The sequence below is a fragment of the Streptomyces sp. NPDC057743 genome (genome assembly GCF_042798755.1).
GTDB lineage: Bacteria > Actinomycetota > Actinomycetes > Streptomycetales > Streptomycetaceae > Streptomyces.
Map to the genome: position 1 here is coordinate 164,119 of NZ_JBHVJX010000016.1, position 13,878 is coordinate 177,996.

General features: G+C 69.1%; 9 protein-coding genes. 4 read left to right on the top strand and 5 right to left on the bottom strand.

Features of this window, described 5'->3' with window-relative positions:
* Positions 1–3: 3 nt before the first annotated feature.
* The 3 genes from glpK to ACFVFQ_RS20290 all read right to left on the bottom strand — a co-directional run bounded on the left by glpK (position 4) and on the right by ACFVFQ_RS20290 (position 3,387).
* Positions 4–1,560 (bottom strand): glycerol kinase GlpK, encoded by a 1,557-nt coding sequence (glpK, locus tag ACFVFQ_RS20280; protein WP_383417855.1) that lies wholly within the window; start codon positions 1,558–1,560, stop codon positions 4–6.
* A gap of 46 nt (positions 1,561–1,606) precedes the next feature.
* Entirely contained in the window at positions 1,607–2,395 is a 789-nt protein-coding gene (locus ACFVFQ_RS20285; protein ID WP_383417858.1) for an MIP/aquaporin family protein, read from the bottom strand.
* A gap of 227 nt (positions 2,396–2,622) precedes the next feature.
* Positions 2,623–3,387, bottom strand: coding sequence for an IclR family transcriptional regulator (locus ACFVFQ_RS20290; protein ID WP_383417861.1), 765 nt, complete (start codon positions 3,385–3,387; stop codon positions 2,623–2,625).
* A gap of 237 nt (positions 3,388–3,624) precedes the next feature.
* Here ACFVFQ_RS20290 and metH point away from each other — a divergent pair, with 237 nt between their 5' ends.
* From metH to ACFVFQ_RS20310, 4 genes are all read left to right on the top strand, one after another.
* Complete coding sequence (metH, locus tag ACFVFQ_RS20295) at positions 3,625–7,134, top strand: methionine synthase (protein WP_383417864.1); 3,510 nt, start codon at positions 3,625–3,627, stop codon at positions 7,132–7,134.
* Between the two features lie 165 nt (positions 7,135–7,299).
* Positions 7,300–8,013: an HAD family hydrolase gene (locus ACFVFQ_RS20300; RefSeq protein ID WP_383417867.1), complete on the top strand. Its 714-nt coding sequence runs from the start codon at positions 7,300–7,302 to the stop codon at positions 8,011–8,013.
* Between the two features lie 359 nt (positions 8,014–8,372).
* Positions 8,373–9,980 (top strand): ABC transporter substrate-binding protein, encoded by a 1,608-nt coding sequence (locus ACFVFQ_RS20305; protein ID WP_383417870.1) that lies wholly within the window; start codon positions 8,373–8,375, stop codon positions 9,978–9,980.
* An 80-nt stretch (positions 9,981–10,060) separates the two neighbouring features.
* Positions 10,061–11,656: an ABC transporter substrate-binding protein gene (locus tag ACFVFQ_RS20310; RefSeq protein WP_383417872.1), complete on the top strand. Its 1,596-nt coding sequence runs from the start codon at positions 10,061–10,063 to the stop codon at positions 11,654–11,656.
* 272 nt (positions 11,657–11,928) lie between these two features.
* On the opposite strand, the gene ACFVFQ_RS20315 is transcribed toward ACFVFQ_RS20310, so the two are convergent.
* Both ACFVFQ_RS20315 and ACFVFQ_RS20320 read right to left on the bottom strand, forming a co-directional pair.
* Positions 11,929–12,600: a response regulator transcription factor gene (locus tag ACFVFQ_RS20315; RefSeq protein WP_274916703.1), complete on the bottom strand. Its 672-nt coding sequence runs from the start codon at positions 12,598–12,600 to the stop codon at positions 11,929–11,931.
* Positions 12,601–12,634: 34 nt separating this feature from the next.
* Positions 12,635–13,669 carry a RecB family exonuclease gene (locus tag ACFVFQ_RS20320; protein ID WP_383417875.1) on the bottom strand — a complete coding sequence of 345 codons (1,035 nt, stop codon included), beginning with the start codon at positions 13,667–13,669 and terminating at the stop codon, positions 12,635–12,637.
* Positions 13,670–13,878 lie beyond the last annotated feature (209 nt).

Consider the following 13,878-nt stretch of genomic DNA (forward strand, 5'->3'; position numbering starts at 1 on the left):
CAGTCAGCTCTCGTCGTCGAGCCAGCCCATGGTCCGCTCCACGGCCTTGAGCCAGTTCTTGTACTCGCGGTCACGGGTGGCCGCGTCCATGCGGGGGGTCCATTCGGCGGCCCGGCGCCAGTTGGCGCGCAGCTCGTCGGTGCTGGACCAGAAGCCGACGGCCAGTCCGGCCGCGTAGGCAGCGCCGAGGCAGGTGGTCTCGGCGACCATCGGGCGCACCACGGGTGCGTCCAGGAAGTCCGAGATCGTCTGCATCAGCAGGTTGTTGGAGGTCATGCCGCCGTCGACCTTGAGCGCGGTCAGGTCGACGCCGGAGTCCTTGGTCATGGCGTCGGTGATCTCGCGGGTCTGCCAGGCGGTGGCCTCAAGAACGGCGCGGGCGATGTGCGCCTTGGTGACGTAACGGGTCAGGCCCGCGATCACACCGCGCGCGTCGGAGCGCCAATACGGGGCGAACAGACCGGAGAAGGCCGGCACGAAGTAGGCGCCGCCGTTGTCCTCGACGGTGCTGGCCAGCGTCTCGATCTCGGCCGCGCTGTTGATCAGCCCCATCTGGTCGCGCATCCACTGGACGAGCGAACCGGTGACGGCGATGGAGCCTTCCAGGGCGTAGACCGGCTGCTCGTCGCCGATCCGGTAACCGACCGTGGTGAGCAGCCCGTTGTAGGAGTTCACCGGCTGGTGACCGGTGTTCATCAGCATGAAGGTGCCGGTGCCGTAGGTGGACTTGGCCTCGCCCTCGGCGAAGCAGGTCTGGCCGAAGAGCGCGGCCTGCTGGTCACCGAGGGCGGAGGCGACCGGGACGCCGGCGAGCGGCCCGTCGGCGGTGGTGCCGTAGATCTCGGCGGAGGACCGGATCTCCGGCAGCAGGGCCGCCGGGATGCCCAGCGAGTCCAGGATCCGCTCGTCCCACTGGAGGGTGTGCAGGTTCATCAGGAGGGTGCGCGAGGCGTTGGTGACGTCGGTGACGTGCTTGCCGCCGTTGACGCCGCCGGTGAGGTTCCAGATGACCCAGGAGTCCATGGTGCCGAAGAGGATGTCGCCGCGCTCGGCGCGCTCGCGCAGGCCCTCGACGTTGTCCAGCAGCCAGCGGACCTTCGGGCCGGCGAAGTACGAGGCCAGCGGCAGGCCGGTCTCCCGGCGGAAGCGGTCCTGGCCGACGTTGCGGCCCAGCTCCCGGCAGAGCCCGTCGGTGCGGGTGTCCTGCCAGACGATGGCGTTGTAGACCGGCTCGCCGGTGTTCTTGTCCCAAAGCAGCGTGGTCTCACGCTGGTTGGTGATGCCGATCGCCTTGACGTCGGCCGCGGCGAAGCCGGGGTTGCTCTGCGCGGCCTTGTCGATGGCGCCCGCGACGACCCGCTGGACGTTGGACCAGATCTCGGTCGCGTTGTGTTCGACCCAACCCGGCTTGGGGAAGATCTGCTCGTGTTCCTTCTGGTCGACCGAGACGATCCGGCCGTCCCGATCGAAGACGATGCAGCGGCTGGACGTGGTGCCCTGGTCGATCGCGGCGATGAACGGACCGTGGCCGTGCGAGGAGGTGCTGGGGGTGTCGGTCATGGTGTGCTCCAAGAATTCGGTGCGGGGGGCTGGGTGGTCCGGCGGCTCAGGCGAACGCCATCTGATAGATGCCCCCGGCGAGGGCGCCGCCGATCAGCGGGCCGACGACCGGGATCCAGGCGTAGCCCCAGTCGGAACCACCCTTGTTCGGCAGCGGCAGAAGCGCGTGCACGATACGCGGACCGAGGTCGCGGACGGGGTTGATGGCGTACCCGGTCGGTCCGCCCAACGAGAGGCCGATTCCGGTGACCACCAGGGCGACCAGCAGCGTGCCGATGGCGCCGACGCCCTTGCCGTTGTCGCTGAGCCCGAGGGTGAGGATCGCCAACACGAGCACGGTGGTGGCGATGATCTCGGTCACGAGGTTCTGCACCGCGTGCCGGATCTCCGGTCCGGTGGAGAAGATGCCCAGCACGGGGCCGGCCTTGGGAGCGGCGGCCGGATCGACCATGCCCTCCTCGCCGTTGTGGCCGGCCAGCACCTCCGGGTCGGTCAGGTGCGCCCGGAACTGCCCGTAGTAAACAAGCCACATCAGCACCGCGCCGATCATGGCTCCGAGGAACTCGCCGGCGAAGTACACCGGCACCTCGCTCCAGGCGATGCCGCCCTTGAGGGCGATGCCGATGGTGACGGCGGGGTTCAGGTGCGCGCCGGACTTGGCGGCGATGTACGCACCCGTGAGGACGGCGAAGCCCCACCCGAAGGCGATGGCGACCCATCCGGCGTTGAACGCCTTGGAGCGCTTGAAGGTGACGGCGGCGCAGACCCCGCCGCCCATCAAGGTCAGAACAGCGGTACCGATGGTCTCGCTGATGAAGATTTCGGAGCTGGACACCCGCGACTCCTTTGTCCTTCGTCCAGGGGAAGGCGAACCCCGGGTCCCTCCGGTGGTCCGCGCCCTCCGAGAGGGCGTTGGTCGGCCCGCGGCTCTGCACACCCTAACGCGAATAGCCGTTTGGTGTTCGACAATGCCGACCGACGAACGGCAGTTTTCTTCACCTCCCAGACCTCGTCAAGGGTTCTATGGCGAAAAACTTAGGTGAACATTTGGGGCAAACCCGGTCAGAACCGCCCCGCTCCGAGGTCCCGGGAGACCGCTCGTGCGCAATCCCTCACAGCAGCGACGATTTCCGGCCGCAGCTCACCGTCCCGGCACACCCGTTCCACGGCCCCCGTGACCCCCACCGCACCCACCGGCATCCGCCGCCGGTCATGGATCGGCGCCGCGATCGAGGCCACGCCCTCCCAGGTCTCCTCCACGTCCGCGGCCCAGCCGCGGGCCCGGGTGAGATCCAGCAGGGCCTCGAAGTCGGGCAGCCCGGTCGTGGTCTTCGGGGTGAACGCCTTCCGCTCGCCCTCCACGGCCTCGCTGTGCGCCACCGGGTCGTACGCCGACAGCACCTTCCCCAGCGCGGTGCTGTGCAGCGGCTGCATCGCGCCAACCTCCAGCACCTGCCGGCTGTCGTCGGGGCGGAAGACGTGGTGCACGATCAGCACGCCCTGCTGGTGCAGCACGCCCAGGTAGACGCTCTCCCCACTGGAGCGCGCCAGGTCGTCGGTCCACACCAGGGCGCGGGCCCGCAGCTCGTGGACGTCCAGGTAGCTGTTGCCCAGGCGCAGCAGCTCGGCGCCGAGTTGGTAGCGGCCCGAGGTCTGGTCCTGCTCTACGAAGCCCTCCTGTTGGAGCGTGCGCAGGATGCCGTGGGCGGTGCCCTTGGCCAACCCCAAGGAGGAGGAGATGTCGGAGAGGCCCAGCCGCCGTTCTCCCCCCGCAAGCAACCGCAACATTGCGGCTGCTCGCTCCAGCGACTGGATGGTGCGTGCCATCGGGCGACCTCCGAAGTATCTGGTTCGACAATGCTGAACGATATCGGCCCATGCCGACCAAAGGGAGGGGGTCGGGCCAACGACGATCATGGATAGCGGACCCAGCCACGCGGTGCACCGATGTCCACGGCGTGGAATGGGCGGTCCCTGTCCCCGGCCCGTTAGCTACGCTGGCCAGGTGCGCCCTCTCCAGGAGGGTGCAAAGCCGACAGCCGTCGCAACCACGGGAGCAGCTCCATGGCTTCGAATACGCCATCGTCCACCAGCCCGTCCCGCGTCACCGCACTCCGTGAGGCGCTCGCCTCGCGGGTGGTGGTGGCTGATGGCGCGATGGGCACGATGCTGCAGGCGCAGGATCCGTCCATGGAGGACTTCCAGCAGTTGGAGGGCTGCAACGAGATCCTCAACGTCACCCGCCCCGACATCGTGCGGTCGGTGCACGAGGAGTACTTCGCGGTCGGCGTGGACTGCGTGGAGACCAACACCTTCGGCGCCAACTACGCGGCCCTGGCCGAGTACGACATCCCCGAGCGGGTCTTCGACCTCTCCCAGGCCGGCGCCGCCATCGCCCGCGAGGTCGCCGACGAGTTCACCGCCTCCACCGGCCAGCAGCGCTATGTGCTCGGCTCGATGGGCCCCGGCACCAAGCTCCCCACCCTCGGTCACGTCGACTACCTGACCCTGCGCGACGCCTACCAGCAGAACGCCGAGGGCATGATCGCCGGCGGCGCCGACGCGCTGCTGGTGGAGACCACCCAGGACCTGCTCCAGACCAAGGCCGCCGTGCTGGGCGCCCGCCGCGCCCTGGACGCCACCGGTACCGCCCTGCCCCTCATCTGCTCGGTCACCGTCGAGACGACCGGCACGATGCTGCTGGGCTCGGAGATCGGTGCGGCGTTGACGGCGCTGGAGCCGCTGGGCATCGACATGATCGGGCTGAACTGCGCCACCGGCCCGGCCGAGATGAGCGAGCACCTGCGCTACCTCGCCCGGCACTCCCGTATTCCGCTGTCGTGCATGCCCAACGCGGGCCTGCCGGTGCTCGGCAAGGACGGTGCCCACTACCCCCTGACCGCCGGCGAACTGGCCGACGCCCAGCAGACGTTCGTCACCGAGTACGGCCTGTCGCTGGTCGGCGGCTGCTGCGGCACCACCCCCGAGCACCTGCGGCAGGTCGTCGAACGCGTCCGGGGCCTCACCCCGCCCGCCCGCGAGGCGCGGCCGGAGCCCGGCGCCGCGTCGCTGTACCAGACGGTGCCGTTCCGCCAGGACACGTCGTACCTGGCGATCGGCGAGCGGACCAATGCCAACGGGTCGAAGAAGTTCCGTGAGGCGATGCTGGAGGGGCGGTGGGACGACTGTGTGGAGATGGCGCGTGACCAGATCCGCGAGGGCGCCCACATGCTCGACCTGTGCGTCGACTACGTCGGCCGCGACGGCGTCGCCGACATGCGGGAGTTGGCCGGCCGTTTCGCCACCGCCTCCACCCTCCCCATCGTGCTGGACTCCACCGAACTCGACGTTCTTGAGGCCGGGTTGGAGAAGCTGGGTGGCCGTGCGGTCATCAACTCCGTCAACTACGAGGACGGCGACGGTCCCGAATCCCGGTTCGTGAAGGTGACGCGGTTGGCGGCGGAGCACGGCGCCGCGCTGATCGCGTTGACGATCGACGAGGAGGGGCAGGCGCGGACGGCGGAGAAGAAGGTGGAGATCGCGGAGCGGCTGATCACCGACATCTCCGAGAATTACGGCATTCGCGAGTCCGACATCCTCGTGGACTGCCTGACGTTCACGATCTGCACGGGGCAGGAGGAATCCCGCAAGGACGGGATCGCCACCATCGAGGCCATTCGGGAACTCAAGCGCCGCCACCCCGAGGTGCAGACGACGCTGGGCCTGTCGAACATTTCCTTCGGCCTCAATCCCGCCGCGCGGATCGTCCTCAACTCCGTGTTCCTGGACGAGTGCGTGAAGGCGGGCCTCGATTCGGCGATCGTGCACGCGTCGAAGATCCTGCCGATCGCGCGGTTCGACGAGGAGCAGGTCACCGCCGCCCTCGACCTGATCTACGACCGTCGCAGCGAGGGGTACGACCCGCTGCAAAAGCTCATGGAGCTCTTCGAGGGCGCCACCGCCAAGTCCCTCAAGGCCGACAAGGCCGCGGAGTTGGCCGCGCTTCCGCTGGACGAGCGGTTGCAGCGGCGGATCATCGACGGCGAGAAGAACGGTCTGGAAGACGACCTGGAAACGGCGTTGCGGGAGCGCCCGGCCCTGGACATCGTCAACGAGACGTTGTTGGCGGGCATGAAGGTCGTCGGGGAGCTGTTCGGCTCCGGGCAGATGCAATTGCCGTTCGTGTTGCAGTCGGCCGAGGTGATGAAGAGTGCGGTGGCGTATTTGGAGCCGCACATGGAGAAGTCCGACGACGAGGGCAAGGGCACGATCGTGCTGGCCACCGTCCGCGGCGACGTGCATGACATCGGCAAGAACCTCGTCGACATCATCCTGTCCAACAACGGCTACAACGTCGTCAACCTCGGCATCAAGCAGCCCGTCTCCGCCATTTTGGAGGCCGCCGAGGAACACCGCGCCGATGTGATCGGGATGTCGGGGCTGTTGGTGAAGTCCACGGTGATCATGAAGGAGAACCTGGAGGAGCTCAACCAGCGCAAGATGGCGGCCGATTACCCCGTCATTCTCGGCGGCGCCGCCCTCACCCGCGCCTATGTCGAACAGGACCTGCACGAAATCTACGAGGGCGAAGTCCGCTACGCCCGCGACGCCTTCGAGGGCCTGCGCCTGATGGACGCGCTGATCGCCGTCAAGCGCGGCGTTCCCGGCGCGACGCTCCCCGAGCTGAAGCAGCGGCGGGTGCCCAAGCGGGAGGTGCAGGTCGCCGAACCGGAGCCGGAGGAGGGCACCGTCCGCTCGGACGTCGCGGTCGACAACCCGCTGCCCACCCCGCCGTTCTGGGGCACCCGTGTCATCAAGGGCATCCAACTGGCCGACTACGCCTCCTGGTTGGACGAGGGCGCACTGTTCAAGGGGCAGTGGGGGCTGAAGCAGGCGCGCACCGGCGAGGGGCCCAGCTACGAGGAGCTGGTGGAGAGCGAGGGTCGGCCACGGCTGCGCGGCTGGCTGGACAAGCTCCAGACCGAGAACCTCCTGGAAGCCGCCGTCGTCTACGGCTACTTCCCCTGCCACTCCAAGGGCGATGACCTGATCCTGCTCGGCGAGGACGGCACCGAGCGGACCCGGTTCACCTTCCCCCGGCAGCGCCGGGGGCGGCGCCTGTGCCTGGCGGACTTCTTCCGTCCGGAGGAGAGCGGGGAGACCGACGTCGTCGGGCTCCAGGTCGTCACCGTCGGCTCGAAGGTCGGCGAGGCCACCGCCGAACTGTTCGCCGCCAACTCCTACCGCGACTACCTCGAACTCCACGGCCTGTCCGTGCAGTTGGCCGAGGCCCTGGCCGAGTACTGGCACGCCCGGGTCCGCGGCGAGCTCGGCTTCGGCGGCGAGGACCCGGCCGACGTCGAGGACATGTTCGCGCTGAAGTACCGCGGGGCGCGGTTCTCCCTCGGCTACGGGGCGTGCCCCAACCTCGAAGACCGGGCCAAGATCGCCGATCTGCTGCAGCCGGAGCGGATCGGGGTCCAGCTCTCCGAGGAGTTCCAGCTCCACCCGGAGCAGTCCACCGACGCCATCGTCCTCCACCACCCGGAGGCCAAGTACTTCAACGCGCGCTAGCGCGGTGCGGCCCCCGGGCCCTGGGGAGTGCCTCGCACGCACCCCAGGCGCTCCGGGCGCCACAGTCGTACACTGGTCGGTCCGGTAGCGGCCGGTCGTTTCCCCAGCCCGGGGAGGCGGCCGGCCCTTTCGTCCCTTATGGGACGCCCCAACGGAGGTGGACGGATGACCAGCAGCATCCCCGCAGTCGGCTCGCGCATGGCCGAAGCCGCGACCCTCCAGGCCGTGTTCCTCGATCTGGACGGCACCCTCGTCGACACCGAGGGTTTCTGGTGGGAGGCCGAGGCGGAGGTCTTCGCCGGGCTCGGCCACGTCCTCGACGACAGTCATCGGGAGGTCGTCGTCGGCGGACCGATGTCCCGCAGCGCCGGCTACCTGCTCCGGGCGACCGGCGCCGACATCGGCCTGGCGGAGCTGAGCACCCTGCTCAACGAGGCGTTCGCGGCCCGGATCAGCCGCGGGGTCCCGCTGATGCCCGGCGCCCGCCGCCTGCTGTCCGAGCTGGCCGCGCACCGCGTGCCCACCGCGCTGGTCTCCGCCTCGTACCGCAGCGTCATCGAGCAGATGCTGCACTCCCTGGGCCCGGAGAACTTCCACCTCACCGTCGCCGGCGACGACTTGGCGCGCACCAAGCCGCACCCGGACCCGTATCTGACCGCGGCCGAGCGGCTGGGCGTGGACCCGTCCCGCTGCGCCGTCGTCGAGGACACCCTGACCGGGGTGCGCGCGGGGGAGGCCGCCGGCTGCCGGGTGGTGGCGGTGCCGTCCGTGACGCCGATCCCGCCGGCTTCGGGACGGAGCGTGGTGCGCACCCTCGAAGAAGTCGATCTCCCTTTTCTGCGGGCCCTCATCACGGAAAGCCAAGGAAGCGTGCACTGAGCGTACAGCGCTGAATGCTTCGGAACTCACGGCAGCGATCCGCTCATTTTCCGTGACGAATACCCGGTGGAATTCGTCGGCCGCCGGGCCGCTAGGATGCGTGACGTTTCTCACGCGTGCCACCATCGACAGCGGTGCCGATCGGTGTTCCAGGGGGTCTCATCGCAGGTTTCTACGGGGGTAAGTGTCCGGATTGGTGGAGCAACGTGCGAAACGTTCCGTGGTCCGGATATCGATCACCCTGTTCCCGTTATCGCTCCGCCATATCGCCGTAACTTCCTTGCGTCGATGAGCGACTGGCGACGCCTACTAATCTCGACGCGAGCAACACCTCTGCGCTGATAAGGAACCTGCCGACGATGAATCGCAAGACCTTGGTGCTGCCGGCGCTGGCCGGACTCCTCGCCCCGGCTCTCGCTGCTTGTGGCAGTAGTGACGGCACGGGCTCGGGCGGCTCGCCGATCGTCGTCGGCGTCGCCTCGCAGATCGAGGCCACCAAGGAGGCCCCCGCACCGCTCGACCCCGCGGCGGCGTACGACATCGACGCCTGGAACGTGTTGCGCAGCGCGTTCCAGACGCTGATGCGGGTGCCCCGTTCCGGCACCGCTCCGGTGCCCGAGGCCGCCGAGTCCTGCGGCTTCCGGGACACCCAGAACGAGCAGTACCGGTGCACCCTGCGCAGCGGCCTGAAGTTCTCCAACGGCCATGCCCTGACGGCCACGGACGTGAAGTTCTCCATCGACCGGCTGCGGACCATCAACTACACCAACGGTCCGGTGTCGCTGCTGAACGACGTCGACCGGGTCGAGACGCCCAGCGACCGCGAGGTGGTCTTCCACCTCACCAAGCCGGACGCCACCTTCCCGCAGAAGCTGGCCACCCCCGCCGCGGCCATCGTCGACAGCCAGGTGTACCCCAAGAACGCCCTCTACAAGGGCTGGGAGACGGTCGGTTCGGGCCCGTACACCCTGAAGACCGAGCACGGCGGCGACCGCCTCAGCAAGGCCGACTTCACCAAGAACCCCGAGTACAAGGGCGGGCTGACGGTGAAGAACGACAAGGTCGAGATGCGGTTCTTCGACGACTCCGCGGACATGGAACAGGCGCTCCGCAAGGGCCAGATCGACCTGCTGAGCCGCGGCCTGACGCCCAAGCAGGTCAAGGGCCTGCAGAACTCCGGGGACAAGCACCTGATGCTCCAGGAGATGCCCGGCCAGGAGATCCGCTACCTCGCCTTCAACACCAACGACCCGGCCGTCTCCAACAAGGCCGTCCGGCAGGCGATAGCCCAGGTCGTCAACCGCTCCCAACTGGTGCGCGACGTCTACTCCTACACCGCCGACCCGCTGTACTCCCTGGTGCCCACCGGCGTCACCGGGCACATCAACTCCTTCTTCACCAAGTACGGCAACCCCAACGTCGCCGCCGCCCGCCAGACCCTCCAGCAGGCCGGCATCAACACCCCGGTGAAGTTCACGCTGACCTACTCCAAGAACCACTACGGGTCCAGCACCGCCAAGGAGTTCGCCGCCCTCCAGCAGCAGCTCAACAGCAGCAAGCTGTTCGACGTCACCATCAAGGGCATCGACCGCTGGCAGCAGTTCCGCACCGATGAGTCGGACCACAAGTACGCCGCGTTCGGCATGGGTTGGTTCGCGGACCTCCCGGACGCGGACAACTACCTCGCACCGTTCGTCGGCAAGGGGAACTTCCTCAACTCCCCCTACCGCAACGACAAGATCGAGAGCCAGCTCATTCCCGGCACCCGCCAGCAGACCGACCGCAACGCCGCCGCGGCCGGCTTCAAGCAGGTCCAGGACATCCTCGCCGACGACGTCCCGTTCCTCCCGCTGTGGCAGGGCAAGCAGTACGTCGCCGCCCGTGACAACATCACCGGTGTCGAATGGGCCGTCAACTCCACCTCGGCGCTGCAGATCTGGGAGCTGGGCCGCGGCGTCTCCAGCTGACCGCGCGCCCCGTTCCGTTCACCGCCGCGGTACTCCCGCCGCGGCACGACCGGCACCACCAGAACGTGAGGAACCACCGAGTGAAGCGTGATCAGTGGCTCGCCGCCCCGATCGGAGCGGGGCTCACGACCGTCCTGCTCGCGGTCGCCGGGTGCAGTACGGACGCCTCGGAGTCGTCCGGGCACGGCGAACCCGTCGTCATGGGGACGACCGACAGGGTCAACGCCACCGACCCGGCGTCGGGCTACGACCCCGGCTCCTGGCTGCTGTTCAACAACGTCTTCCAGTCGCTGCTCAGCTTCCCCAAGGGCAGCACCACCCCCGAACCGGAGGCCGCCGAGCGCTGCGGCTTCACCGGCGGTGACAGCAAGGTCTACCGCTGCACTCTCAAGGACGGCCTGACCTTCAGCAACGGCGACAAGCTCACCTCCAAGGACGTCAAGTTCTCCTTCGACCGCATCCAGCGCATCAAGGACAAGAACGGCCCCGCCGTGATGTTCGCCGCCCTGGACTCCGTCGAGACCCCGGACGCCCGGACCGTGGTGTTCCGCCTCAAGGCGCCCGACGCCACCTTCCCCATGAAGATCGCCTCGGGCGCCGGCTCCATCGTCGACCACGCCGCCTACCCCGCCGACCGGCTGCGCACCGACGGCAAGGCCGTCGGCTCCGGCGTCTACGCCCTCGACTCCTACGGTCGCGAACAGGCCACGTTCTCCGTCAACACCGCCTACAAGGGCCCCGCGAAGACCAAGAACTCCGGGATGACCCTGAAGTTCTTCGCCGGCGGCGCACAGCTCAAGAAGGCCGTCGAGAGCGGCGGCGTCGACGTTGCCTACCGCGGCCTGACGATGAAGGACATCGCTGCCCTCGACCGCGCCTCACTGCACCAGCAGCACGGCACCCAGGTCGTCCAGGGCGGCAGCGCCGAGGTCATGCACCTGGTCTTCAACCTCAACGACACCACCGCCGGCAAGTTGGGCGTCCGCAAGGCCATCGCCTACCTGCTGGACCGCTCCACCCTCGTCCGGGACGTCTACCAACGCACCGCCGAACCGCTCTACTCGGTCGTCCCCGCCGGCATCACCGGCCACAACACCGCCTTCTTCAACACCTACGGCGACCGCCCGCAGGCCGACAAGGCCGCCGCCGCCCTGCGCGACGCCGGCATCCAGGGCAAGGTGCCGCTGACCCTGTGGGCCACCCCCGACCGGTTCGGCCCCGGCACCGTCCCCGCCGTCCGGGAGATCGCCCAACAGCTCAACGCCAGCGGCCTGTTCGACGCCCAGGTGCGCAGCGTGCCCACCGACGCGTACGACCGGGGCGTGAGTGCCGGCAAGTTCGGCGTCTACGTCAAGGGCTGGATCCCCGACTACCCGGACCCGGACAACTTCACCCAGCCGTTCTTCGGCAGGGACAGCGTGCTGGCCAACCACTACAACTCCCCGGCCATCACCGGTCGTCTACTGCCCCAGACCGCCGAGCAGCCCAACCGCGCCGCCACCAAGCCCGCCTTCCGCGAGCTCCAGGACATCGTCGCCAAGGACCTGCCGGTCATCCCCCTCTGGCAGGGCAAGCAGTACGCGGTGGCCCGCCAGGGCGTCTCCGGCCTGGAATGGACCCTGGACTCCTCGACCGTCTTCCGCTTCTGGGAAATCAGCAAGTCGGCCGACGCATAAGCCACTTACACCGACGCCAACCGAGCACGGCAACCCCCACCGGCCCGTTTTCCCACCCAACAAACGGGAGGGGACGGGCCGGAGGGGCAGGGGTTCCGGACGTAAAGCGAAGCAGTCCGGAACCCCTGCCCCGGAGGCCCGTCCCCGCACCCAACAACCCCTGCGCCGCAGGCGCAAAACAGCAACCCCCACGGCGGGGGAGCCGACAACGTGGGGCTCAGCCGGCCGCAGGCCCACGGCGGGGGAGCCGACAACGTGGGAAGAGCCCAGCGCTACTGCGCGCCCGGTCGCACCAACCCACTCTCATACGCATAAACCGCCGCCTGCACCCGATCCCGCAGCCCCAACTTCGTCAGCACATGCCCGACGTGCGTCTTGACCGTCGTCTCGCTGACGAACAGATCCGCGGCGATCTCGGCGTTGGACAGCCCGCGGGCCACCAGCTTCAGCACCTCCACCTCCCGCTCGGTGAGCGTGTGGAGGGTGTCCGGCACCGGCTCCTCGCCGGACGGCAGATGCCCGGCGTACTTGTCCAGCAGCCGGCGGGTGATGCTCGGCGCGAGCATCGCCTCGCCCGCCGCCACCACCCGGATCGCCTGCACCAGTTCGCCCGCCGGGGCGTCCTTGAGGAGGAAGCCGCTGGCCCCGGCCCGCAGCGCCTCGACGACGTACTCGTCGAGGTCGAAGGTGGTCAGCACCAGCACCTTCGCCGGGCCGTCCTTCTCCGGGCCGGTGATCTGCCGGGTCGCCTCGACGCCGTCCATCCGCGGCATCCGGATGTCCATCAGCACCACATCGGGCTGGAGCGCCCGCACTTGCTCCAGCGCCTGGAGCCCGTCGCCCGCCTCACCGACGACCGCCAGATCCTGCTCGGCCTCCAGGATCATCCGGAAACCCGTACGCAGCAGGGGCTGGTCGTCGACCAGCAGGACGCGGATGGCCACAAGCTCTCCTTCGACGGGCGGGATCATTCGATACCTATTCGACCCGCTCCATTCTGCCCTGCGGGCCGCCCGCGCCGTCCGCCGGGCGCACCGGCGACGACGGCATCTCCCCGGGAACAGCCCCCGGGCCGCCACCCGGATCGGCCGCCGCCACCCGCACCGGCAGCGGGTACACCGGGGGAGTGCCGCCGAACTCCGGGCAGTGCGCCTGGTGATCGCACCAGCCGCACAGCTTCGTCGGCCGCGGCCGCCAGTCGCCGGACTTCGTCGCCTGCTGGATCGCCTCCCACAGCGCCAGCAACTTCCGCTCCACGCCCACCAGATCGCGCTCGTCCGGGTCGTACGTCAGCACGTCGCCGCTGCCCAGATAGACCAGTTGGAGCCGGCGCGGCACCACGCCCCGCAGCCGCCAGACCACCAGCGCGTAGAACTTCATCTGGAAGAGCGCGCCCTCGGCGTACTGCGGCCGCGGTGCCTTGCCGGTCTTGTAGTCGACCAGCCGCACCTCGCCCGTCGGTGCCACGTCGACCCGGTCGATGAACCCCCGCAGCCGCAGCCCGGATTCCAGCACCGTCTCCACGAACAGCTCGCGGTCGGCCGGCTCCAGCCGCGTCGGGTCCTCCAGCGTGAACCAGCGCTCCACCAACTCGGCGGCCTGGGTCAACCACTGCCCCAACTGCGCGCCGTCCGCGTCCTGGTCGAACAGCTCGGCCAGCTCCGGGCGCTTGGCCAGCAGCTTCTCCCACTCGACCGGGACCAGCGCGCGGGCCCCGTCCGCCGTGCGCTGCGCCGCGGGGGCGTCGAAGAGCCGCTCCAGCACCGCGTGCACGACCGTGCCGCGGGTGGCCGCCGGGCTCGGCTTCTCCGGCAGCTTGTCGATCACGCGGAAGCGGTAGAGCAGCGGGCACTGCATGAAGTCGCTCGCCCGCGACGGCGACAGCGCCTCCGGCGGCCGCGCCCCGCCCCGCACCGCGGCCCCCGCCGGCGCCGCACCCTGCGCCGGCACCGCGGCCGCCCCCGGCCCGTCACCCGGCGCGTCCGCCTCGGTCTTCTCCGTGCTCCATCCCATGCCCAGAACCCTACGGCCCACCACTGACAAGCGCCGTCGGATCACGAACCGTGAGGTCATCGCCGCCCCGCACGGGGCCGCCCGCGCCCCGCAACGGATCACGGCCCAAAGCTCCGCATACCATCGACGTCGAGCACCTTTGCCCTGCATGATCGAGTTGTCAGGCAGGGCAGAGCAGGTGCGGAAGCCGTATTCAACGAGGGGACGCC

Bases quoted from the DNA above. Each gene is read 5' to 3' on its own strand.
- glpK (WP_383417855.1), bottom strand. From the start codon at position 1,560: ATGACCGACACCCCCAGCACCTCCTCGCACGGCCACGGTCCGTTCATC.
- ACFVFQ_RS20290 (WP_383417861.1), bottom strand. From the start codon at position 3,387: ATGGCACGCACCATCCAGTCGCTGGAGCGAGCAGCCGCAATGTTGCGG.
- metH (WP_383417864.1), top strand. From the start codon at position 3,625: ATGGCTTCGAATACGCCATCGTCCACCAGCCCGTCCCGCGTCACCGCA.
- ACFVFQ_RS20300 (WP_383417867.1), top strand. From the start codon at position 7,300: ATGACCAGCAGCATCCCCGCAGTCGGCTCGCGCATGGCCGAAGCCGCG.
- ACFVFQ_RS20305 (WP_383417870.1), top strand. From the start codon at position 8,373: ATGAATCGCAAGACCTTGGTGCTGCCGGCGCTGGCCGGACTCCTCGCC.
- ACFVFQ_RS20320 (WP_383417875.1), bottom strand. From the start codon at position 13,669: ATGGGATGGAGCACGGAGAAGACCGAGGCGGACGCGCCGGGTGACGGG.